This is a genomic window from Pseudomonas sp. Marseille-Q8238 (genome assembly GCF_965111915.1).
On sequence record NZ_CBCOPI010000001.1, the window covers coordinates 2737751 to 2761044 of the forward strand.

21 protein-coding genes and 1 pseudogene are annotated in these 23294 nt (G+C 55.7%); 12 read left to right on the forward strand and 10 right to left on the reverse strand.

What is annotated here, in order from left to right:
- Nucleotides 1-7 precede the first annotated feature (7 nt).
- Both cadR and ACWPW0_RS12675 read right to left on the reverse strand, forming a co-directional pair.
- On the reverse strand, nucleotides 8-460 hold the full coding sequence (gene cadR / locus ACWPW0_RS12670) for a Cd(II)/Pb(II)-responsive transcriptional regulator (RefSeq protein WP_017675702.1): 453 nt from the start codon (nucleotides 458-460) through the stop codon (nucleotides 8-10).
- A 48-nt stretch (nucleotides 461-508) separates the two neighbouring features.
- A complete protein-coding gene (locus tag ACWPW0_RS12675; protein ID WP_170050749.1) occupies nucleotides 509-658 on the reverse strand; it encodes a hypothetical protein in 150 nt (49 codons plus the stop codon).
- Between the two features lie 37 nt (nucleotides 659-695).
- Here ACWPW0_RS12675 and ACWPW0_RS12680 point away from each other — a divergent pair, with 37 nt between their 5' ends.
- From ACWPW0_RS12680 to ACWPW0_RS12710, 7 genes are all read left to right on the forward strand, one after another.
- Nucleotides 696-2978, forward strand: coding sequence for a heavy metal translocating P-type ATPase (locus tag ACWPW0_RS12680; protein WP_454256734.1), 2283 nt, complete (start codon nucleotides 696-698; stop codon nucleotides 2976-2978).
- A 16-nt stretch (nucleotides 2979-2994) separates the two neighbouring features.
- Nucleotides 2995-3339: a DUF3703 domain-containing protein gene (locus ACWPW0_RS12685; protein WP_447591274.1), complete on the forward strand. Its 345-nt coding sequence runs from the start codon at nucleotides 2995-2997 to the stop codon at nucleotides 3337-3339.
- Between the two features lie 26 nt (nucleotides 3340-3365).
- The gene (locus ACWPW0_RS12690) at nucleotides 3366-3842 is read left to right on the forward strand and encodes a hypothetical protein (protein WP_017675705.1); all 477 of its coding nucleotides are present in this window, start codon (nucleotides 3366-3368) and stop codon (nucleotides 3840-3842) included.
- A gap of 192 nt (nucleotides 3843-4034) precedes the next feature.
- On the forward strand, nucleotides 4035-4235 hold the full coding sequence (locus ACWPW0_RS12695; protein ID WP_139204310.1) for a hypothetical protein: 201 nt from the start codon (nucleotides 4035-4037) through the stop codon (nucleotides 4233-4235).
- A 212-nt stretch (nucleotides 4236-4447) separates the two neighbouring features.
- Complete coding sequence (locus ACWPW0_RS12700) at nucleotides 4448-5773, forward strand: OprD family porin (RefSeq protein WP_026088463.1); 1326 nt, start codon at nucleotides 4448-4450, stop codon at nucleotides 5771-5773.
- A gap of 192 nt (nucleotides 5774-5965) precedes the next feature.
- Complete coding sequence (locus ACWPW0_RS12705) at nucleotides 5966-6202, forward strand: hypothetical protein (RefSeq protein WP_447591271.1); 237 nt, start codon at nucleotides 5966-5968, stop codon at nucleotides 6200-6202.
- 461 nt (nucleotides 6203-6663) lie between these two features.
- Nucleotides 6664-7632: an arsenic resistance protein gene (locus ACWPW0_RS12710; protein ID WP_447591269.1), complete on the forward strand. Its 969-nt coding sequence runs from the start codon at nucleotides 6664-6666 to the stop codon at nucleotides 7630-7632.
- Between the two features lie 107 nt (nucleotides 7633-7739).
- On the opposite strand, the gene ACWPW0_RS12715 is transcribed toward ACWPW0_RS12710, so the two are convergent.
- The 4 genes from ACWPW0_RS12715 to ACWPW0_RS12730 form a co-directional block, all read right to left on the reverse strand.
- Nucleotides 7740-10862 carry an efflux RND transporter permease subunit gene (locus ACWPW0_RS12715; protein ID WP_447591268.1) on the reverse strand — a complete coding sequence of 1041 codons (3123 nt, stop codon included), beginning with the start codon at nucleotides 10860-10862 and terminating at the stop codon, nucleotides 7740-7742.
- 11 nt (nucleotides 10863-10873) lie between these two features.
- Entirely contained in the window at nucleotides 10874-11215 is a 342-nt protein-coding gene (locus ACWPW0_RS12720; protein ID WP_045733421.1) for a P-II family nitrogen regulator, read from the reverse strand.
- A gap of 14 nt (nucleotides 11216-11229) precedes the next feature.
- Nucleotides 11230-12819: an efflux RND transporter periplasmic adaptor subunit gene (locus ACWPW0_RS12725; protein ID WP_045733422.1), complete on the reverse strand. Its 1590-nt coding sequence runs from the start codon at nucleotides 12817-12819 to the stop codon at nucleotides 11230-11232.
- A 153-nt stretch (nucleotides 12820-12972) separates the two neighbouring features.
- Complete coding sequence (locus ACWPW0_RS12730; protein ID WP_447595632.1) at nucleotides 12973-14220, reverse strand: TolC family protein; 1248 nt, start codon at nucleotides 14218-14220, stop codon at nucleotides 12973-12975.
- Nucleotides 14221-14811: 591 nt separating this feature from the next.
- On the opposite strand from ACWPW0_RS12730, the gene ACWPW0_RS12735 reads away from it, so the two are divergent.
- The 5 genes and pseudogenes from ACWPW0_RS12735 to ACWPW0_RS12755 all read left to right on the forward strand — a co-directional run bounded on the left by ACWPW0_RS12735 (nucleotide 14812) and on the right by ACWPW0_RS12755 (nucleotide 20433).
- Nucleotides 14812-15486: a heavy metal response regulator transcription factor gene (locus ACWPW0_RS12735; RefSeq protein WP_017675714.1), complete on the forward strand. Its 675-nt coding sequence runs from the start codon at nucleotides 14812-14814 to the stop codon at nucleotides 15484-15486.
- Nucleotides 15483-16886: a heavy metal sensor histidine kinase gene (locus tag ACWPW0_RS12740; RefSeq protein ID WP_017675715.1), complete on the forward strand. Its 1404-nt coding sequence runs from the start codon at nucleotides 15483-15485 to the stop codon at nucleotides 16884-16886. Before ACWPW0_RS12735 ends, ACWPW0_RS12740 begins: the two co-directional genes overlap by 4 nt.
- Before the next feature lie 130 nt (nucleotides 16887-17016).
- Nucleotides 17017-18276, forward strand: a pseudogene (locus ACWPW0_RS12745) (OprD family porin).
- Nucleotides 18277-18617: 341 nt separating this feature from the next.
- The gene (locus tag ACWPW0_RS12750) at nucleotides 18618-18950 is read left to right on the forward strand and encodes a DUF2790 domain-containing protein (RefSeq protein WP_017675718.1); all 333 of its coding nucleotides are present in this window, start codon (nucleotides 18618-18620) and stop codon (nucleotides 18948-18950) included.
- Nucleotides 18951-19107: 157 nt separating this feature from the next.
- Entirely contained in the window at nucleotides 19108-20433 is a 1326-nt protein-coding gene (locus tag ACWPW0_RS12755) for an OprD family porin (protein ID WP_454255507.1), read from the forward strand.
- A gap of 177 nt (nucleotides 20434-20610) precedes the next feature.
- On the opposite strand, the gene ACWPW0_RS12760 is transcribed toward ACWPW0_RS12755, so the two are convergent.
- From ACWPW0_RS12760 to ACWPW0_RS12775, 4 genes are read right to left on the reverse strand one after another with little or no spacing between them, the layout of a single operon-like run.
- Nucleotides 20611-21054 (reverse strand): DUF411 domain-containing protein, encoded by a 444-nt coding sequence (locus tag ACWPW0_RS12760; RefSeq protein WP_447591262.1) that lies wholly within the window; start codon nucleotides 21052-21054, stop codon nucleotides 20611-20613.
- Nucleotides 21044-21886: a c-type cytochrome gene (locus ACWPW0_RS12765; RefSeq protein WP_447591260.1), complete on the reverse strand. Its 843-nt coding sequence runs from the start codon at nucleotides 21884-21886 to the stop codon at nucleotides 21044-21046. The genes ACWPW0_RS12760 and ACWPW0_RS12765 overlap by 11 nt, the downstream gene beginning before the upstream one ends.
- 9 nt (nucleotides 21887-21895) lie before the next feature.
- Nucleotides 21896-22987 carry a copper resistance protein B gene (locus tag ACWPW0_RS12770; RefSeq protein ID WP_447591259.1) on the reverse strand — a complete coding sequence of 364 codons (1092 nt, stop codon included), beginning with the start codon at nucleotides 22985-22987 and terminating at the stop codon, nucleotides 21896-21898.
- Nucleotides 22977-23291 (reverse strand): hypothetical protein, encoded by a 315-nt coding sequence (locus ACWPW0_RS12775; protein WP_009686150.1) that lies wholly within the window; start codon nucleotides 23289-23291, stop codon nucleotides 22977-22979. Before ACWPW0_RS12775 ends, ACWPW0_RS12770 begins: the two co-directional genes overlap by 11 nt.
- Between the last annotated feature and the right edge of the window lie 3 nt (nucleotides 23292-23294).

The window sequence follows — 23294 nt, forward strand, 5'->3', positions numbered from 1 at the left end:
GCATTGTTTAGTGGCGATGGCTTTTCCCAACGTGGGTATGGCCATCATCTGGAAGTGCACTGACTCCGCCAGTGGTGTTCAGCCGCTGAAGAATTCCACACTCGTCTACACCCCGCTCAGAGGCGCAACGGTGGCGTAACTCAACCAGCTGTTGTTGCAGTGCCAGCAGGCTGGTCACTCGCGCTTGCACATGCTCGATGTGCTCATCCACTAAGCTATTCACACCCTCACAGTTCCCCTCTGGCCGATCCATCAGCGCCAACAAGCTTCTGATCTCGTCCAGGGTCATGTCCAGTGTTCGGCAATTACGAATAAACGTAAGCCTCTCAAGATGCTCACTGCTGTAAAGACGATAATTGCCCTCGCTGCGAGCCGGTGTCGGCAACAGCCCTTCACGCTCGTAATAGCGAACCGTTTCAACCTGGCAATCGGCAAGCTTGGCCAGCTCTCCAATTTTCATGAAATACCCCTTCTACAAACTCTTGACCCTGTAGTGGCTTCAGGGTGTTCACTCTACAGCACTGACCAATAAGGATACCCCCATGGCTGGTTGCTGCAGTGATGAACAAAAACCTGAAGCGGTTTCAAAGGATGTCTGCTGTGACCCCAGCGGCGCGTTTAAGTGCTCGGCCACGGCAACTACAACGGTAAATGCCATGGTTGGCTCCAGGCTCAGCAGTTTCCGTATTGAACAAATGGACTGCCCTACCGAACAGTCGCTGATTCAGGACAAGCTGAGCAAGCTGGCAGGCATAGATAAGCTCGACTTCAACCTGATCAATCGGATTCTTGGGGTATGGCACAGCTTGCCTTCGACCGCGCCTATCGAAGCGGCGATCTCGTCCCTGGGAATGCAGGCAGAACCGCTATCTGCTGAAGGGCAAGCCCGCATCAAAATCGAACAGATGGACTGCCCAACTGAAGAAAAGCTCATCCGCGACAAGCTGACCTCGCTACCCGGCATCAGTGCATTGGAGTTCAACCTGCTTCAACGTGTACTGACGCTCAGCCACACAGCAGAAGCGCTGCCAGCAGCACTGGCAGCGATTCGCGAGCTTGGTTTCACGCCAGTGGTTGAGGGTTCAGCAACAGCAAGCGAAGAAGCACAAGGCACCCCGCACAAGAAAGCCTGGTGGCCCTTGGCGCTTTCGGGCGTGGCCGCCGTATCGGCGGAAGTGATCCACTTTGCCGAGCTTGCGCCAGAGTGGGTTGTGGCTGGCGTGGCGCTGCTCGCCATTCTGCTGTGCGGCCTAACGACCTATAAAAAGGGCTGGATCGCGCTGAAGAACCGCAACCTGAACATCAATGCGCTGATGAGTATCGCGGTGACCGGTGCGGTGCTGATTGGGCAATGGCCAGAAGCGGCCATGGTCATGTTCCTCTTTTCTGTCGCCGAGTTGATCGAAGCGAAGTCGCTGGATCGGGCTCGCAATGCCATCCGTGGCCTGATGGATCTGACCCCTGAGCGCGCCACGGTGCAGCAGGTCGATGGCACATGGCTGGACGTTGACGTTAAGACCATCGCCGTAGGCGCATTGGTCAGGGTTCGACCTGGCGAACGAATCGGTCTCGACGGCGAGGTTACTTCCGGCAACTCCACCATCAACCAAGCGCCCATCACGGGGGAAAGCCTGCCCGTAGAGAAAATCATTGGCGACCCGGTTTTTGCAGGAACCATCAACGAAGCCGGCTCCCTGGAGTACCGCGTCCTAGCCGCCGCTGCCAACACCACGCTGGCACGTATCATTCACGCGGTCGAAGAGGCGCAGGGGTCACGTGCGCCGACCCAGCGCTTTGTCGATCAATTCGCCAAGGTATACACCCCTGTCGTATTCCTATTCGCCCTAGCTATCGCCATTGTGCCGCCACTCTTCATGGCCGAGCCCTGGTACGACTGGATCTACCGTGCCTTGGTGCTGCTGGTGGTCGCCTGCCCTTGCGCCTTGGTCATCTCGACGCCCGTCACCATTGTCAGTGGCCTGGCAGCGGCGGCGCGTAAAGGCATTTTGGTCAAAGGCGGCGTCTATCTGGAAATCGGTGGCAAGCTTGGCTTCCTGGCACTCGACAAAACCGGAACCATTACTCATGGCAAGCCGGTACAGACCGATTACATGCCGTTGGTTGAACAGGATTCAGAACTCTACCGTACTCATGCTGCCAGCCTCGCCAGTCGCTCTGACCACCCGGTTTCGCAGGCAATAGCCACGCATGCCACTGAGAATGGCCTGACGTTTGCTGCCGTTGAGGGATTCGAAGCCCTACTGGGTCGAGGTGTTCGAGGCACCATCGAAGGCATAGATTTCCACCTGGGTAACCACCGCCTGGTGGAAGAGCTTGGCCTCTGCTCACCCGAGCTGGAAGCGACGCTGGAGCGTCTCGAACGCCAAGGTAAAACAGTGGTGGTGCTGTGCAATCCGCAGCGTGCCATTGCCCTGTTCGCCGTTGCCGATACCGTCAAGGGCTCCAGCCGCCAGGCAATTGAGGAGCTTCATGCGCTTGGCGTGAAGACCACAATGCTGACCGGCGATAACCCGCACACCGCAGATGCGATTGCACAGCAGGTAGGCATCGACGAGGCACGCGGCAACCTACTGCCAGTCGACAAATTGCAGGCCATTGAAGCATTGCAGGCGCGCGGCTACGTTGTAGGGATGGTCGGCGATGGCATCAACGATGCGCCGGCGCTGGCGAAGTCTGAAATCGGTTTCGCCATGGCCGCCGCCGGCACGGACACGGCCATCGAAACTACGGATGTGGCCTTGATGGATGACGACCTGCGCAAGATCCCGGCCTTCATCCGCCTGTCTCAACAGACCGCCGTCATCCTCAAGCAGAACATCGTGCTGGCGTTAGGGATCAAGGCCCTGTTTCTCGCCATTACCCTAACGGGGCAGGCGACGATGTGGATGGCCGTCTTTGCCGACATGGGCGTCAGCCTGCTGGTGGTGTTCAACGGCCTGCGCCTGCTTAAAAAGTAGGATCGGAGGATTGAAGATGAAAGCAGCATTGCAACTCGCAATTGAACAAACCTTTCAGCAGGCCCGGCAGGCCATGCAGGAACAGCGCAGCGCAGATGCCTTTCAATGGTTAGAGCGCGCGCACATCCTGACCCAACGCCAACCCGTGCTGCATGCTGGGTCACACTGGCTGATGCTTGTGCTCGGCTGGCAGACCGGCGATTACCGCGAGGTCGCGGGGCAACTACCACGTATTTTCGCGGCCCTGCTGTTCTCCAAAATCTGGGTGCCTATCGGCAATACAGGCCGCTCCAGGGTCAGTGCTTTCAAGCCCATGCCGGTTCCCGAAGAACCACAGACCTTGCTTGCCGATGACAAGTAAACTCAATCCGGTCGGTGATTGCGCCCATGCAAATTGATATCTCTACCCAGCTGCCATGCTCACTGGCAGAGGTGATCGCCCAGGTGCGCACGCCACGTCTGCTGCATCAGGTTGCATCACCGTTGCTGAGTTTCAGCCCGCTGACTCCCGTTGAGTTTCCTGGCACCTGGAGCGAGGGCACTTACTGGGTCAAGCTGAAGTTATTCGGCGTACTTCCCATTGGCCGTCAGGCGATTGTGATTACATACCCGCAGACGGAAAATGCTCAGATTTTCATGCTAAGAGACAACGGCTACAGCCCGCTGATCAGCAAGTGGGATCACCTCATTACGGCACAAGAGGTCAACGGCGGAACGCTTTACCGAGATAGCGTGACCATCAAGGCGGGCGTCCTCACTCCGTTCGTCTGGCTATTTGCGCGCCTGTTCTACGCCCACCGTCAGCGCCGCTGGGCAACCTTGGCGGCAAATGGCTTTAACTACGGAAACTCTCAGCCGCTGTAGTAATCGCACCTTGCTAGGTTCTTGGTCGCATCAACCAACTCTTCGTCTGGTAAGCGCTGAGCCCATGGCTATTCACACCCATGCGGTCACAGTTTCATGCACCATTACTGCCATGAGCTGGAATATACGCAGTGCGCCTGCCAGCTCCAGCTCGTCAGCGAAATGCTGGCTTACACGGCGGGAGTGAGCAGCATGCCCGAATCACGCAAGGTGATTCGGGTGGACGCTTACGAGCATCCAAACAAGATCAACCGGCGTCACCCCCAGCCGGCTTGTCACATCAGCCCGGCGCTATCGATCTATCTGAGTGCACCGTCCTATGAGCTGGCAGTCATGAACATTCGGCCTGATCAAGGCTGGAGCTCTCTCGACCTACCCGTCGGATTCTATTGAAAATCTGAATTCAAATGTCGCTTTAAGACAACTTTCATTGCCGCCTTGTGAAGATTACAGAATTGTAATTTTCCAATCATCTTCAAGTTATCTTCAGCTTGCAAGGATAGGGCTCAGCTCCCCAAAGGCGCAGAGCGCTTGAGGGTGCAATACCTATAAGAACGCCATGGCGAAAACTAGACTAATAACTGCCAATTATAAAGGAGCAATAAATGCTTAATAAAACCAAACTATCCCTTGCAGTATTTTCGGCGATTGTCAGTGCAGCTCCGCTCATGGCGGCCGCAGAAGAGCAAGCCGAAGGTTTTGTAGAAGGTAGCAGTTTCAATATTCTCAACCGTAACTTCTACATGAATCGTGACTTTCGTAAAGGTCAGTCGAGCAACACTGACAATGGTTATACTGAAGCTTGGGCACACGGGATCATTGGCCAGTTCGAGTCGGGCTTTACCCAAGGCACCGTAGGCTTTGGTATTGATGCCTTCGCCATGCTCGGCCTTAAACTGGATACCGGGGATGGTCGATATGGCCCAGGTGGTACTGTTAATCTGCTGCCGGTAAATAGTGATGGTGAAGCCGAAGATAACTACTCCAAAGTGGGTGGTGCAGTAAAAGCCCGGCTATTCGACACCGTTGTCAAAGTGGGTGATGTGTTCCCCATGACGCCGGTGGTTCACTACGGTGACTCCCGCCTGCTACCGGAAAGCTTTCGCGGCGTTACGGTTGAGAACACAAGCTTTGATGGTTTGACCCTTCAGGGTGGCCGCCTGCATGCCATGAGCCAGCCGCAGGTCAGCACCATGCGTGATGAGTTCGCAACCTTCTATGCGGGCTCTGTCGCGTCTCCATGGGTTGCCTATTTCGGCGGTGACTATTCGCTAAATGACAACCTGAGCTTTAGTCTCTATAGCAGCCAACTCAAGGATGCTTGGAAGCAGCACTATGCCGGTACGTCCTTCACCTACCCGCTGACCGACAGTGTTTCCTTGTTCGGTGGCTTGAACTACTACAAAGCTGTTGATGACGGCCAGCAGCTGTTGGGTGAGTTCGATAACGACATTTACAGCGGCAAAGTGGGTGTGCAGTTCGGTGCACACAGCGTTGCCCTGTCGCACCAGCGCAACAACGGCGACGATGATTTCGACTACCTGCGCCAGTCTGATTCCATCTTCCTCGACAACTCTATTCAGTACAGCGACTTCAACTCGCCGAAAGAGAAGTCCTGGATGCTGCGCTACGACCTAGATATGGCCAGCTATGGCGTTCCTGGACTGACCTTCATGACGCGCTATGCGCTGGGTACAGATGCGGACTATTCCGACGCCAACAGTGTGTATATGCGTCGTGATGCCGATGGCAACCCGCTGACTGACCAGAAGCGCTGGGAACGCAACATCGAAGCCAAGTACGTCGTCCAAACGGGCTCACTGAAAGAGATGTCCTTCCGTGTTCGCCAGATGACTACCCGCGCAACGGATTACGAGTCGGATCTGGACGAGGTTCGTCTGATCGTCGAGTACCCACTGAGCGTGCTCTAAAAATGGATGGGCGGGCGGGTTCTAAAAGCCCTGCCCGCTCATTCATAACAAGAGACACAGTGATTAGATTGCAAGAATGTAATGTTGAGCTCACGCTGCTGTTAGCTTCACCCCCGTAAAATTCATTCGAACTTGCAGAACTTATCCATAAATCTCGACAAGTTACTAATTGAATCTTACGAGGTCTGCCTTATGAAGATGTTGAAAGCCCTAGTTATTGGATCGGTACTTCTTGTCGGCTCAACACAGACTTATGCAAGAGGAGATGGTTACGACCGCTCAATGAAATTTCAGGAGAGATTTCGAGCAGATCAAAAACGAATTCACGGAACTAAGCCCGCTGCCAAACAGGCGGACGAGTCAAAGGTTAAGAACAGCAGCCAAGATCGGATCGATACCGATCCTAAAAAAGAAACCAAAGCTGATTAACTGCTCACTTCCGAACGATGTTCACCTCTAGAAGCTCCCGAGCTCCTTGGAAAGAGGTGTACCCTAAGCGCCCTTCGGGGCGCTTTTTTTATTTAATTCGTTCCATAGCCAACAAGCTTCACTGAGAATATAAAAACCACGACAACGAACCAACTCTACTTCTTCGCAAGTCATTAATACCAGCAACAACCACACGCTAGAGCGTGTAGCAAGAAGGGCAAAATGATACGGGTGAAGACCTTTATATTGATCTGCCTGATATCTGCAAAGGCATCTGCCTATCTCCACGATGCTAGAACACGGTGTCATTTGAATACCGCGACCTTGCACCGTCAGCAGATACCCATTCAATAGCCAGACGCCGTGCCCATCTCAATCTTTCATGATTCAGGCCATCCAAGAGTATCGCCACGCTCTCCGCTACCTAATGTAAGCTGACGCTTTTGCTCCTTGAGGATGCTATGAGTAGGGATGCGCTTGAACAAAACCAGATACCGATCTATTTCGTCGCGGTCATTGCAGCGGCAATCGGTGGGTTAATAGCTCCTGCAGCAGCGCAGAGCCTGAACGCATTAGTGACCCCGACTATCGCCGTGCTGATGTACGCGATGTTCCTGCAAATTCCCTTTCTTGATCTCCGCGAAAGTCTTAGCAACAAGCGCTTCATGTCAGCCTTGCTTATCGCTAATTTCGTACTGATTCCACTGCTGGTGTGGGCACTCACCAGAGGGCTCGCAGAACACCCGGCAATCCTAATCGGTGCTCTTCTGGTTTTGCTCACCCCCTGTATCGACTACGTGGTGGTCTTTACTCACATTGGCAAAGGCGACTCGCGCGCGATCCTTGCGGCAACCCCCATTCTCTTGCTGCTGCAACTTGTGCTGTTGCCTGTGTATTTGGCTTTCATGCTAGGGGAGCAATCCCAAGTCGTTATCTCGATAGCGCCTTTCGCTGAAGCCTTTCTCGCACTGATTGTCGTGCCTTTATTGCTCGCGGTTGCTACAGCAGCCTTGGCTAAGCGCTCACGGTTCGTAGGTCGCTGGAACACCGTATGGGCATGGATGCCAGTCCCTGCGATGGCGGCAGTTCTCATTGCGGTGGTTGGGTCGCAAATCTCGCCGGTGGTTCGTGATATCGACCAGCTTTTACCGGTGATCCCGGTGTACATCGGTTTCATGCTTTTGGCCCCCGTAGTGGGCGCACTGGCTTCAAGAGCTTATAAACTGCCCGCCTCGACGGCGAGAGCGGTTACTTTCAGTACCTCCACACGTAACTCGTTGGTGGTTCTTCCGCTGGCCCTGGCATTGCCTGAAGAAATACGGGGGCTTGCAGCCGCAGCGGTCATCACCCAGACGCTGGTTGAGTTGGTGGGTGAGCTTGTCTACATCCGGGCAGTTCCGATTCTTATTTGGCGTAAAAAAAGCCGCTGAGGACGTCACAGGCACAGTCACCGCCCACATTGAGCGGTATTTACGGTAAGCAAAAAGCCCCGCTCAAGAGCGGGGCTTTTCAGTTGCACACGAATAGCGCTGTGAACTTAGCGCAGACGATGGGCCAAGCGGTAGAGCAATGGCAAAACCAGCAGCGTCAGCACGGTTGAAGACAGGATTCCGCCAATTACCACCGTGGCCAGAGGCCGCTGAACCTCCGCCCCCGTACCAATTGCAGTGGCCATTGGGATAAAGCCCAGAGACGCCACCAAGGCAGTCATCAGCACTGGCCGTAGGCGAGTCAATGCGCCTTCGCGAATGGCCTCGTCCAATCCCATGCCGTTCTCACGCAAACTGCGAATAAAGGAAATCATGACCAGGCCATTGAGTACCGCCACGCCCGACAAAGCAATGAAACCCACGCCTGCGGAGATCGATAGCGGAATATCACGCAGCCACAAGGCCATGATCCCGCCTGTCAGCGCAAAGGGCACGCCGGTAAATACCAGCAAGCCATCTTTGACATTGCCGAACATCATAAAGAGCAGCGTGAACACCAGCAGCAGTGATACCGGCACGACAATCTGCAGGCGTTTGGCCGCCGACTGAAGCTGCTCGAAGGTGCCGCCCCAAGTCGTCCAATAACCTGTAGGAACTCTCACCGCCTGGGCGATCTTGCTCTCGGCCTCGGCGACAAAAGAGCCGATATCGCGACCACGAACGTTCGCGGTGACCACCACGCGACGCTTGCCACTTTCACGGCTGATCTGGTTCGGACCCGGTGCGGACACCACGCTCGCCACATCAGCCAAGCGCACAAACCCTGGGCCATCCAGCCCATCGCCATTGGCCAGACGAATAGGCAGCTGCTGGATCTTGTCGACATCATTGCGCCACTCGTCCGCCAAGCGAACTTGGATATCGAAACGCCGGTCACCTTCAAACAGCGCTCCTGCTTCACGCCCACCGATGGCGGTGGAAATGGCGTCCTGAATCTCCGAGACATTCAAACCGAATCGTGCGGCTTTCTCACGGTCGATTTGTACGCTGAGCATCGGCAGCCCCGTGGTCTGTTCAACTTTCACATCGGCGGCACCCGGAATACCCTCCAGCACCTCGGCGATTTGTTCGGCGGTCTCGTTCATCACATCCATGTCGTCGCCAAACACTTTCACCGCGACGTCACTGCGTACGCCGGAGATCAGCTCGTTGAAGCGCATCTGAATGGGCTGAGTAAACTCGTAGTTGTTGCCGGAAACCTGCTCGACCGCCTCCTGCATCGCAGCAACCAGATCGGCTTTGCTGCGATCAGGGTCGGGCCACTGGTCGCGCGGCTTGAGCATGACAAAGTTGTCTGCCACGTTCGGCGGCATGGGGTCTGTGGCGATTTCGGCGGTTCCCAGCTTGGCAAACACGGTATCAACCTCGGGAAAGGATTTGACCCGCTGTTCGAGCTGCACCTGCATGTCAATTGCTTGTGAAAGGCTGGTTCCTGGAATACGCAAGGCATGCAGCGCGATATCGCCTTCATCCAGGCTCGGCACGAACTCGCTGCCCATCCGCGAAGCAGCCAAGCCGGAAAGCAGCATGATGACTGCCGCGATAGTCAGCACCAGCGGCTTGCTGACCATGACCCAATCCAGCAACGGCGCGTAGCCTTGCTTGACCCAGACCATCAAGCGGTTTTCTTTCTCACTGACGTTGCCATTGAGGAACAGCGCAACAGCCGCTGGGACGAACGTCACCGAGAGGATCATGGCCCCCAGCAGCGCTGTCACCACGGTGAACGCCATCGGGTGGAACATCTTGCCCTCCACACCGGTCAACGCAAAGATCGGCAGGTACACCACCATGATGATCAGTTGCCCGAACAGCAGCGGACGACGCGCTTCCTTCGACGCCGCGAAAACTTCATGAAAGCGTTCGTTACGAGTCAGCGTTCGGCCCGCGGAGGCTTGGGCGTGAGCCAGACGACGCACGCAGTTTTCAACGATCACCACGGCACCATCGATGATGATGCCGAAGTCGAGCGCACCGAGGCTCATCAGGTTCGCGCTGACCTTGTTGCTGACCATGCCCGTGAAGGTGAACAGCATCGACAGCGGGATCACCATCGCGGTGATGAGTGCTGCACGGATGTTGCCCAGGAACAGGAACAGAATCGCGATAACCAGCAGAGCGCCCTCGATCAGGTTCTTTTTCACCGTGCTGATGGCTTTGTCGACCAATACGGTGCGGTCATAGACCGTCTTCGCCATGACCCCTTTCGGCAGGTTGCGGTTGATTTCCTTCAAGCGCAGATCGACCGCCTGCGATACATAGCGGCTGTTCTCGCCAATCAACATGAATGCCGTGCCGAGCACCACCTCCTGACCGTTTTCAGTGGCGGCACCAGTGCGCAGCTCTTTACCCAGTCCAACCTCGGCCACGTCACCAATACGCACGGGAACGCCATCGGTGCTCTTGATGATGATATTGGCGATGTCGGCAATACTGCCTACCTGACCTGGGGCACGGATCAGGTACTGCTCGCCACTGCGCTCGATGTAACCCGCCCCGACGTTGGCGTTGTTGTTTTCCAGCGCCGCAACAATGTCCTGCAGGCTAAGGCCATGGGCAACCAGACGCTCCGGCATGGGCGAGACCTGGAACTCCTTGGCATAGCCGCCAATGGTGTTGATCTCGGTAACGCCTTTGACGGTGCGCAGCTGTGGCTTGACGATCCAGTCCTGAATTTCACGCAGATCCATCGGAGTATAGGCGCTGCCATCCGGCTTCTTTGCGCCCTCTTGCGCCTCGATGGTCCACATATAGATCTCGCCCAAGCCAGAGGCGATAGGCCCCATGCTCGGCGACAGCTCGCTGGGAAGATTGCCACGGGCTTCCTGTATCCGCTCATTCACCAACTGGCGCGCGAAGTAGATGTCCGTACCGTCCTCAAAAATGACCGTGACCTGCGACAGTCCATAACGCGAGATAGAGCGCGTTTCCTGCAAGTTGGGCAGCCCCGCCATAACCGTTTCAATCGGAAAGGTCACCCGTTGCTCGGTTTCCAGTGGCGAGTAGCCCTTAGCCTCGGTATTGATCTGCACCTGCACGTTGGTGATGTCGGGAACCGCATCAATCGGCAACTTCTGGTAGCTGTAAACACCCAACGCTGCCATGCCGAGCACAGCCAGCAAGACTAGCCAGCGCTGGTCGATGGCGAAGCGAATTAATCGTTCGTACATGTCAATTTCCCCTAAAGCGCAGCATCACCGCGCTCTCCAGTACGGATGCGCAATGCGTCGGTCAAAGGGGCCACGGCGACGATTCCATCACCGGGTACACCTGTGTGGGCGGCCTTCTCGATGGCATGGACGATCTCATCGGCAACTTCTTCTGAACAGAACGCCAGCAGCACGAGATGCTGATGGGCGTCGGGGTTCCACTCGTCGGCGATGTAGCTGTGATCCTTGCCGTGGCCACGTGGATGACCATGGGCGGGCAGGATGGTAAATCCAGGCAGGTGTGGCAGTGCATGCAAAGCTTGCTCGACGGCCTCAAGCCGGATCGGGCGAAAAATAGCTGTAACTTGTTTCATAGCTCGACTCCGAATTAGTGGTCATGGCTCGCGCCGGCTTTGCCAAGCTCAGCTTTGATCAGGAAGCTGTTCTTCAGCGCGTATCGATCGCCCGCCTTCAGACCCGAGATAACCTCGACGAAGCGGCCGTCGGATTTGCCCAGCTCAAGAGGCCGAGCTTCTAGCTGGTTATCGAAGCGGCCGAACACTACCTGCCAATCGCGAACGGTCTGGATCGCTTCGACCGCTACTGCAACGGGAACGTTGTTCTCCTCGGCAATCACCTCGACCGTCACTGGCAAACCAGGCCGCCATAGCCGATCTGGGTTAGCTAGCACGATGCGAGCAGTCGCTGAGCGGGTTTGCGCCCCAACCAGAGCGCTGACATAGGAAATGGAGCCCTTAGCCGTGGCGGCGAATGCGCTGGAGCTCACGACAACGTTTTGCCCTTCGGCGATTACGCCCAAGTCTTTCGCCGCGACGGTTGAGTCCACCCATACGGTCGACAAATCCGAGACGGTAAAGACTGCGGAATCCTCTTTGAGTACTTCACCAACAGAGATGCTTTTGCTGGTTATCACGCCATCGATAGGGGCACGAATCTCGAATTCGGTGAGATTCTGGCCTTTGGCCGGTGCACCGCCCAGCGAAGCGATTTGTTGCTGGACGCGCTGCACTGCGATAGCAGCTTCCTGCATGGCAACTTGCGCCTGCAGGAAGTCCTGCTCGGCGGAAATCTTCTCTTCCCACAATTGCTTTTCACGTGCATAGGTCGTGCGGGCAAGCGCAGAGCGTTGCTGGGCGGCCAGTAGCTCGCCACGCAGTTCGGCCAGCGCCTGGCTGGAGATTTTGGCCAATACCTGACCCTTGCTGACCGTATCGCCAGCACTAACCGCCACCGAGTCGACGCGCCCGGCAAGTTGCGGGGTCACCTGAACCGTGCGGTCACCGTTGTAACGAACCTCGCCGAGCACTTGCAGCGTGGAGGCGATTTTCGCGGGACCAGCAGTGGCGAGCGTGACGCCACCCTGCTCAAGCTGCGCATCCGTCATGGTCACGCGGCCCTCAACCTGCTCGTAACCGAACGAATAGCTCTTGCCACTGTGCGTGGCGCTGATGGAAACCTGGAATGAATGCGGCTCTACAACCGCGGCATCGCCACGTAGGTAGTTATTCTCTTTGCTGAAATTGATGATTTGCGCAGGTTGGCCAAGACGCAACAAGGTCACTTGCACCGTGCTTTCAGCAGGATTTAGAAGCTTGCCGTCCAGGTAGGTATAGAGCCTGAACTGAGGCTCTACGCCCTCCTCAAAAATCGTCACTTCAAGCGCATAATCACCCTCGGTGAAAAGCTTGCCGCCATGCTCGCCCTTGGTGGGTTCTACAGTTTCATGGTGCTCTTTATCTGCATGCTCATCGGCCTCTTCATGCTCGTCGGCCGAAGCCTCCCCGTGGTGCTCGGGATCTGCGTGAGCCGATACATCCTCATGACTCTCATCATGGCCATGGCCTTCCTCCCCGGACTTACCAGGGCTACCACTTAGAATCAGGCCCGCCACGGCTAAACCGATGACGACAACAGCCACAATCATCAGCCACTGCTTTCTGGGAGTTGTTGATGCCATTGGTAACTCCAAATTATCAAAAGTATTGAATTTGATTCATGCCCAGGCGGCGACTAAACGCGCTCAATAAACATGCAGCCGCCAGGAAAGCAGGCGAGGCTTCATGTCGCATGACGCGACCGTCTAAGGCGTTATGTAGGTGCGCAGAGATGCTTATTTTTTGAATTCGATGTTGAGTTGGGAGCCGTAAATCTTCTCCAAGCTCACCCAGGCCGAGATAGCTTCATCCAGGGTATTCAGGTACTGGGAGCGCATGCTTACGAGGGTGCGCTGAGCATCGAGTACATCGATAAAGGCAAACTTGCCCATCTCGAATCCACGTACTGCGCCCTCTACTGCTTGCTGCGCGGTCGGCAGCAGTGTGCCGCTGATCGAGTCGACTTCACTTCTAGCGCTTTCCCACTGCTCAAATGCCTGCTGGGCTTCCGCGCGCAGGCGGAGTTCTGCGGCATTGCGCAAATCCCGCGCTTGGTCAGCTCCTTGAGCAGCGGCCAGCACATTGCCTTGGTTACGGTTGAACAACGGAATAGGCATCGACAAGCCGAGCAAATTGACGCGCTCGCCAAGCCCTTCGTCGTATTGGCTGCCAACACTGACGGTGAGGTCTGGAATGCGCTGCGACTTTTCGAGTTCCAAGGAAGACTCGGCACGCTGGATTTGCATGCTGGCCAGCCGCAGGTCCGCTGTATCTGTTATGCGTGCAAGCATCTCAGCCTGCGATGGCAGATACGGCAGGCGCTCAAGATCACCCTCGACATGTTCGAAGTTCGGCGTCTTGGCACCCGTTATGAGCGCCAGTTGCTTGTAGGCATTGCTTCGATTGAGGCGTGCGCGATTCAGCTCCAGTTGAATTTCCGAAAGCTGCACCTGAGCACGCGAAATTTCGATTGGCGAAGCCTTGCCGGCCTTTACGCGCGCTTCGACCACCTGAAGTCCGCGAAGGGCAAGGTCTAACGACTGAGTGGAAAGCTGCAGTCCTTCCTGGGCACGCAGTGCCGAGTAAAAGGCCTGGATAACCTCAGCGCGCAAGGTGTTTTTCTTACGCTCTAGGTCAATCGCCACAGCGTCCTGATCACGTTCAGAAACATCGATGCGCGCGCCACGCTTGCCGCCCAACTCAATTGGCTGAGATACCTGAATGCTGGTAACGCGCGACTCACTACGCGTGTCCTCAACGCTCCAGGACAGCTCAGGATTTGGGATCAGCCCAGCCTGGGTACGAGCGCCTTTGGCAATGCCAGTATTCCATTGTGCTGCAGCGAACTCCTGGTTCTCGGTGAGCGCTTGCGCCAGCGCCTCCTCAATCGTTATTGATTGCCCGACTGATTCAGTAGCAATTGTTGTCACTGGAGCAATCAACAATGCGGCCAGTAGGCCTGAAAATACACAGAGCTTACCTATGCCTACACCATAACCGGCGACTGTTTCTACATACACTTAAAAGCCCTCCGCAGAACTAACTCTGCTGGAATAAATGAAGGCCTTGCTATTTATTTAGCCTGAGAAATCTAGCAGGTTATTACTTAGGAAAATAAGTAGAAAGCCAATTCCCGGCAGAATGTAGTGCTCTATGCCTATCAGCAAGGTGACTGGAAAATTACAAATACGTTATCCAGCACTTTTTCAGGTGTGGCTGTATTAATATTGGCAGCGTTCAAGAGAGCAGGCGATTTAGCGTCCAGCAACAAATAGAAACAAACACAGATAAATAAGGGTTGCCCCGTTCCTAGCGCCACGGGGCAGCCCTGCCAGTCCAAAGTTGGGTGTTTTGGATGAGTTCGAGACGTGCGACACGTTGTCGCTAACCCCATGAGCCTTGTCAAAACGGGCATTACGGCTTGACCCTAAAGCCGCTACAGGCTTTAGCCTTGGTGAAAGCTGAAACGCCTCAGGTCATGTCAGTGATCACCGATTAAAGAATTAAAACCACTCTGCAGCCACAACAAAAGAAAATCTAAAAAATACTGGCCGCACATTTTAAGGTGAATATTTATGCGAATCCTTATTGTCGAGGACGAGCCCAAGACTGCTGAGTACTTACACCAAGGCTTAAGCGAAAGTGGCTATGTAGTTGATAAGGCTGCCACGGGAGTTGACGGCCTCCATCTTGTTAGGCAACACGCTTACGATTTGGTAGTGCTTGATGTAAACCTTCCAGAAATTGATGGCTGGGGTGTGCTTGAGCATATACGCAGCAACAGCAGTACTCGCGTAATAATGCTGACCGCGCGCGGCCGCTTAGTGGATAAAATTAAAGGCCTGGATTTGGGCGCGGATGATTATTTAGTCAAACCGTTTGAGTTCCCTGAATTACTTGCGCGAATTCGTACGTTGCTACGGCGAAGCGAACAAATTCCGGTACCGGAAGTGCTGCGGGTAGCCGACCTTGAACTTGATCCGGCTAGGCACCGCGCGTTCCGTGGCGAGCAGCGTATCGATCTGACCACCAAAGAGTTTGCGTTGCTGCACCTACTGATGCGCCGCTCTGGGGAAGTGCTATCGCGCACCCAGATCATTTCGCTGGTCTGGGATATGAATTTTGACTGCGATACCAACGTCGTCGAAGTCTCCATCCGCAGGCTGCGCGCCAAAATTGATGACCCGTTCGATAACAAACTGATCCACACCCTTAGGGGTGTTGGGTACGTGCTTGAGGAGCGAGCATGAGGCCGGCCAGTCTATCCATGCGCCTTGGCCTGTCGGTCAGCGTGATGGGGGCGGCACTGGTTGTTCTGCTAGCGGCACTCGCCTACTTCGCACTGACTCATGAGTTGGACTCTTTGGCCAAGAAGAGTCTTGACGGCAAACTGGAGCAGATTCAGCACAGTCTCGCTGAAGACATGAGCGCCCATGCAATTTCCCAGCAGCCTCACGCACTGTTGGATCTGGTCATGGGACATGACAACCTGCACCTGACGATCTACGGGAAAAAGTCAGGCACAAAATTACTCCTGAATCTGGGTGAGAAATCCAGGGAGCCCATTCTTGCCAACATACCGGCAGGCGATACCCCTAGTTACCAAAGCTGGTCGGATACTGAGGGAAACAACTTCCTGACCGCATCCAAAGTGATGCTGCTCAACGATGGCGACCACGTCAGAGTCCTGCTCTCAATTGATCGATCTGCCGACGAAGCGCTGCTCAGCGCCTACCTCAAATCAACACTGATCGCACTCCCTCTTCTGCTCGCGCTGATTGGCATGGGCGCATGGTGGATCGTGCAGCGAGGCCTCTCTCCTCTCCGGCAATTTCGTCAAGTTGCCTCGCTGATCTCCACGCAGGACCTGACCCATCGGATTTCCGTCGACAAACTTCCACAAGAGCTCAGCGCGCTGGCCCACGGCATCAACTTCATGCTGCATCGACTTGATGGCGGCGTTCAGCAGCTATCGCAATTCTCTGATGACCTAGCCCATGAGTTGCGTTCGCCCATCACCAACCTGATGGGCAAAGCCCAGGTAACCCTCTCCAGAGAGCGTCCGCCAGAGGAATACAAAGCCGTACTGGAGTGCTGTACAGAAGAGCTTGAGCGCGTTACCCGGATTGTTTCCGACATGCTGTTTCTCGCTCAAGTCAGCCACCCAGCGTCCCTGGTGCCCTTCGAGAAGATTGCCCTGGAAGACGAGGCAAGACGCGTTGTGGATCTGTTCAGCATCTCCGCGGAAGAGAAGCAGATCAGTCTGAGCATTGCCGGAGCAGGCCGAACCTTCGGTGATCGGCTGATGGTGCAGCGCGCCATTTCAAACCTTTTGTCCAATGCGATTCGGCATAGCCCTATCGGCGCAAACATCTCGCTGCTGATCGAGAAGCACAGCGAAACCGTATCGTTCTCGGTCGGAAACCCTGGTATTGGCATCCCAGCACAGCACATCCCCCATTTGTTTGAGCGCTTCTACCGCGTCGATACCAGCCGTTCTCGTGCCGAAGGGGGTACAGGGCTGGGCCTGGCAATTGTTCGCTCGATCATGAGCCTGCACCAGGGCACGGTCGAGGTCAGCAGCCTGCCAGGCAGCTTTACCGTATTCCGCTTGATCTTCCCCAAAGTCCGTAATGGTTCCTCGACCTAGTTATTGCGCGCGAACTGGCCTAGCCCCCAGCTGAGCATTGGCGCAGAGGAACCTGCCCCCCTATTCGGAGAGCACGGCATGCAGCGACGACTCCCCGATATGCCAACCCCCTGATCATGGAGAAACAACAATGAAGAAGACCCTCTTGGCAGTCGCGGTGAGTACTGGGGTACTCAGTCTCAGCCAGCCTGCGGCCGCTGACTTCTTGGCGGACAGCAAAGCTGGTCTGGAAGCGCGTAACTTCTAATTTAATCGTGACTTCCGCCAAGATTCAGCCAGCCAATCAAAGCAGGAGGAATGGGCCCAAGGCTTCCTGATGCGCTACGAATCCGGTTTCACCGAAGGAACCATAGGCGTCGGCATTGACGCTATCGGCATGCTGGGTCTCAAGCTGGACTCCAGTGCCGAACGCTCAGGCACGGGCCTGCTCAAGCGCGATAAAGAAGCACCTCGTGCCGCGCAGGATGAATATGGCGAGCTGGGCTTAACCGCGAAGCTACGTGCTTCGAACAGCGTGCTGAAATTAGGCACGCTGCAACCCAAGCTGCCAACCGTCCAAGCGAACGACTCGCGCCTGCTGCCACAGACCTTTCAAGGCGGGCACCTGAATTCGCTGGAGATTGCCGGCCTGACCTTCGATGCCGGCCAGCTCAAACAAGTAAGCCAGCGCGACTCATCCGATAGCGAAGACCTCAGCATTACCAGCGGCGCAGCCCGCGCTATCAGCGGCGGCGGAACCCAGAATAGCGATGAATTCAACTTCGCCGGAGCAACCTACAAGTGGAACAGCAACCTAGCCACCGGCTACAACTACGGCAATCTAGACGGTTTCTACAAGCAGCATATTTTCACGGTCCTGCACACCTTGCCGCTAGGTGACAAGCAATCGCTGAAAACTGATATGCGCTACGCTCGCTCCACCGACGAGGGCAACAGCAACGTCGACAACAAGGCATTCGGAGCAATGTTTACCTACGCCTTTGGTGGCCACGCCCTCGGTGTTGGCTACCAGAGCATGAGCGGAGACACCGGCTACGCCTACATCAACGGCACCGATCCGTTCCTGGTCAACTATGTGCAGATCGGCGACTTCGCCAACAAAGACGAAACCTCATGGCAGGCCCGCTATGACTTCAACTTTGCCAGCGTTGGCATCCCTGGCTTGACGTTCATGACCCGTTACCTGACTGGTGACAATATTGATCTAGGCGCAGGCAGCGCCGATGGTAAGGAATGGGAGCGCAATACTGACATCGCATATGTCTTCCAGGACGGTGCGCTGAAAAACCTGGGTGTGAAATGGCGCAACGCCACACTACGTTCAACCAATTTCGGCAACGATGTTGACGAGAACCGCCTGATCGTGAGCTACACCCTTCCACTGCTGTAATTAGCAATAATCCGTGCGTTGCACTGTTTGTGCAGCGCACGCATTTAGCGAAATGCACAGACGGCGACTATGGGGAGCCGCCAAGAGTGCATTACTACCGCTAACGATCGCCTCACCAAAGCTGACTTTCCAATGACCCACTCACTGATACCTGGGTAGAAATTGTTATCTTCGGTAGCCGACGCCTGTAATTGCTCTGACGAGTGCCAAACATAACTGACGTATCAAAACCTTTACTCTCAAAGAGTTTAGATCCATTACAGGAATGTAATTCTCGCTTCACGTTTGTGACAGGGTCTTGCGTTTATATTTTAATCACCACCTTGAAGGAGTGATTAAACATGAAAAACCTCAAAGTCATTGCTGCACTTTCCGCTATGGTTGTTTCCTCTGCAGCTCTGGCAGAAGGCGGCGCTGATCGTGTCTATGGTCGGATGATTCAGGCCAATGAGCAGGCCATGCAAGAGTATGCTGCCGCTAACGGAAAGAATCCGCCTGAAGTTATTCATTACCGCTACGGCATGAAACTCGATATCGCCAGGGTCGTGGCCACTACCCCGACGGACTCTAGCTGCGGTGTGATGCCGGCCCAGATGACCTACGAGGACTCCAATGGCGATCTGAATATTCTTGAATACCGGGCAGCCGGGACAGGTTGCCGTAATCAAAACTAGATAAATGACATCGCGCTGACTGAAATGTAATTTCCAAGTCACCCTGACGTTATTTGGCATGTGGAAATATGACCAAGGCGTGCCTGGCTATGCCCGGCGCGCTTGGCACATATATGCGACCACACAATGACAACTGCCAATAACATCAGGAGCATTTATGAATAACAGAACCCTGTTAGGACTTTCTCTGCTCACTCTGAGGGTCAGTACCGGGCAAGCTGCAATGGCCGCCGGCGAGAAAGGCGAGGGATTTATCGAAGGCAGCAGCCTGACCATTCTCAATCGAAATCTCTACTTCAACCGCGATTTCCGTAAAGGCCAGTCCAGCAGCTCGGGTAATGGCTATTCGGAAGAGTGGGCGCATGGCGTGATAGGCAGATTCGAGTCTGGTTTCACCGAGGGCACCATAGGCTTTGGTGTCGATGCCTTTGCCATGCTAGGACTCAAGCTTGACACCGGCGACGGCCGTTCTGGAGCAGGCGGCTCAGTCGACGTGATGCCTTACAACAGCCTCGGGCAGGCTGAGGACAACTACTCAAAACTGGGGGGCGCGGTGAAAACTCGGTTCATGGATACCGAGATCAAGGTAGGCGACGTCTTTCCCGTCAGCCCGGTCGTCCAATACGGTGATGCACGGCTTTTACCGGAGAGTTTCCGAGGTGTCACCGTGGTCAACAGCAGCGTGGAAGGACTGTCGCTTCAGGGCGGTCGCCTCCACTCGATGAGCCAACCCAATACCAGCAGCATGCGCGACGGCTTCGCTACCTTCTACGCGGGCGAAGTGGACTCGCCATGGATCGCCTATTTCGGTGGTGATTACACGCTTAATGACAACGTCGGCTTTAGTCTCTACACCAGCCGCCTCAAGGATGCCTGGAATCAATATTACGCGGGCACCACGCTGAGCTACCCGCTTGCGGACGATGTCGCCTTGATCGGCGGGCTGAACTACTACAAGGCGGTCGATGAAGGGAGGCAGCTCCTCGGGAGCTTCGATAACAACATCTGGAGCGGCAAGGTCGGTATCCAATTCGGCGCTCACACAGTACTGGTGGGTCTCCAGCGCAACAACGGCAATGATGACTTCGACTACTTGCGCCAATCGGACTCCATCTACCTCGACAACTCCATCCAGTACAGCGACTTCAACTCGCCCAAGGAGAAGTCATGGCAAGTGCGCTATGACCTGGATATGGAGCCTTTCGGTGTGCCTGGGTTGAGCTTCATGACTCGATATGCCCAGGGCTGGGATGCCGACTACAGCAAGGCCAACGAAGTCTATATGCGCCGTGATGACAACGGCGATCCGTTGACCAACCAGAAGCGCTGGGAGCGGGACATCGAGGCCAAGTACGTTGTGCAGACTGGATCACTGAAGGATATGTCTTTCCGTGTTCGCCAAATGACCACTCGCGCGACCGATTACGAGTCGGATCTGGATGAAGTCCGCCTGATTGTCGAGTACCCGCTGGAAGTTCTCTAACCCTGGCAAGCGGGCGGGTTGATTGCCCGCTCGCGCCTTGCTCCTGCTGTCCCCTCGTAGTGCTCCTTTGGTTTGGAGACAGCCCTTGGCGCCCTCGGGCGCCTTTTTTACTTAGGTTAAAGGGCGTATGAAAAAGAGTCGGCCACTACACACAAGCGGCCGTGCTGGCAGGCAGTACTACTGAGCGGGATATTCTGCAACGACCTGATCAGACCCCGCCTTGGTCAAGCCAATGACCTGGTAGGCATGCTGTACGCCATCGACTTCCATGCCGGGGGAGCCCGCCGGCATCCCGGGAACAGCGATGCCCAGCAGATCATCGCGCTTGGTGAGCTCGATGACCTGAGCCGCCGGCACATGACCTTCGACGAACTTGCCGTCAATCACCGCGGTGTGGCAAGACGCTAACCGTGGCGCGACGCCCAGTCTTTGCTTCACTGCTGTCATGTTGCTTTCAACATGGTCGACGACTTTGAAGCCATTCGCTTCGAGGTGTGAAATCCACTTCTTGCAACATCCGCAATTGGCATCACGATGGACATCAATCGTCAGGGCATCAGCGGCTTGAACTGCAGATGTGACGGAGAGAGCGGCCAGCAAGGCCAGATATTTAGCTTTCATGCACGTGCTCTTTGCCATCGGCGTGGGTGTGGGTCTTAGGCGAGGCATTCGGAGTTTGCTCGGAATGATGGTCTCCGCCGCTTGGGGCGGCCTCATCCCCGGCATGGTGATCATCGCTACTCATGTCCGAATGGTGACCTGCCTCAGGTGCGGAGCCACCCTCGCTATCTGTAGCCGCGGCATCGTGATGGCCAGGCTCTCCGGCATCACCTGTTCCATGATGGTCTTCGCCACCGCCGCTATTGCCATGATGGCCAGGCTTGTTGTCGCCGTGCTGACCTTCATGATTGTGCATTTGCGTTTCCCCACCACCATGCTGATGGCCGCCACTGGATGCGACGAGTGCTTGGTATTGCTTGGCATCCATCGTCGGCAATTGGTCAAGGAAGGCAACCATGCCCCAGATGTACTCATCGCCCATGCTCTTGCCCCACGCAGGCATACCCGTTGCCTTGATGCCATGCTTGATCACCCAGAACGCTGCTGACGGATTGCCATCGACACCGATCTTGGCGAGGTTGGGAGGCGCAGGATAAAGCGATTGGCTTAGCTCGGTCTCCGCCACACCTGGCGCCAAATGACAGCCGATACACATGGAGTTGTAGTTGCCCGCACCGGCGCGAATAAGAGCTTGATCATCCAGGTTGGGAACCTCGATGTCCCGCGAACGGACTTCGATAGAGCGGTCACGGGCCATCGTGAGAAACGCATGCACTGCAGGAAAATGGGGATCATCGGCCCCCACGTTGACCACGCCAAAGTAGGCGCCGGCCAGGACAGCTGTGCTACCGACCACGCCGGCCGCCACCAAAGTTTTAATTGTTCTTTTCATGTCAGGTTCTCAAAACCACATCCGGATACCGGCGACAAAACGCGCCTCGTCTACATCACCGCCCTCGGCGCGCACCATGTCTGCCGTGTTGCCATAGGAGCGGCTCCAGGAAACCCCGACATAGGGAGCAAACTGTCTGACAATCTCGTAACGCAGACGCAAGCCGAGCTCGGTATTTGCCAACCCAGACCCCACACCTCGCTCAGGATCGTTCTTGCCGTAGAAGTTCATTTCGGCAGTTGGCTGGAGAATCAGCCGGTTGGTCAGCAGAATGTCGTACTCGCCCTCCAGTCGGGCAGCAGTTTGGCCATTCTCGCCGACGAAGGCCGTGGCTTCGGCCTCAAAGGCGTAAAGCGCCATGCCCTGGATACCGAAGGCAGCCCAAGTCTGCGGCGACTCCGGTTTAAAGTCCTGGCGAACGCCCGCGACGACATCCCACCAAGGGCCGATCGAGCGGCCGTACAGCAGCTGTAATTCAGCGTCCTCGGTAACGCCGTTGGTACGCTCGCCTTCGGAGCGGAACCAGACCCGGTTGATATCACCGCCTACCCAGCCCGACGCATCCCAGGCCAGGGTGCTGCCCTCATCTGCGTCCTGGTATTCGAGCTGATCGAGCAGGAAAAAACTGTTGATGGCGCTGTCGTGAACCTTGTGGCCAGGTAATGGCGGGAAAGCCGCTTGGCGATCAGCATCCGTCAGAACGGGAATCGGCGTACGGCTGGTGGTTCTCGGGGCTTCAGCGGAGCCATGGTTCATCTTTGAATGATCCATGCCCTCCATCTGTCCTTGCATGGCGCCATGCCCCATCTTGCTGTGATCCATAGCCTGGGCCTTCTCTTGGCTCTGGCCGTGGCCCATCTGGCTATGATCCATGCTGCCCGAAGCACCCTGCATGGCACCATGGTCCATCTTGCTGTGATCCATGCCCTCCATCGGCGCTTTGGTAGCGCCGTGGCTCATCTGGCTATGGTCCATCGACATGGTGCCGTGCCCCATTGCCGAATGATCCATTTCTTCCGCAGCCAAAGTAACGCCGCCGCTGAACGCACTCAGCGACACAGCCAGCGCCAAGAGAGATGGACGTGAAAACCTAGTGGTCATGGTTCGAACCTGCTTCGGCTTCGGTGCCGCCATGCTTATCCATCATGTTTTCGTGATTCATGCCGTCATGCTTCATGTCTCCGTGATCCATGGCGCCATGATCCATATGCTGGCCAGCCGCCTTATCCTTCGACTGATCTGCGTGATTGCCACTGGCGGTCTTGGGTACAGCCGACTCGGCAGCATGTTGTTCGTGCTCACTGTGCCCCTCACCTGCCAACGAAACCGGTGCGTGCAGGGCAGCCAATAGGCTGAACATGACTGCGCTGCCAGCCAGGGCATTTCGCTTCATAAAAGTGCTCATCAG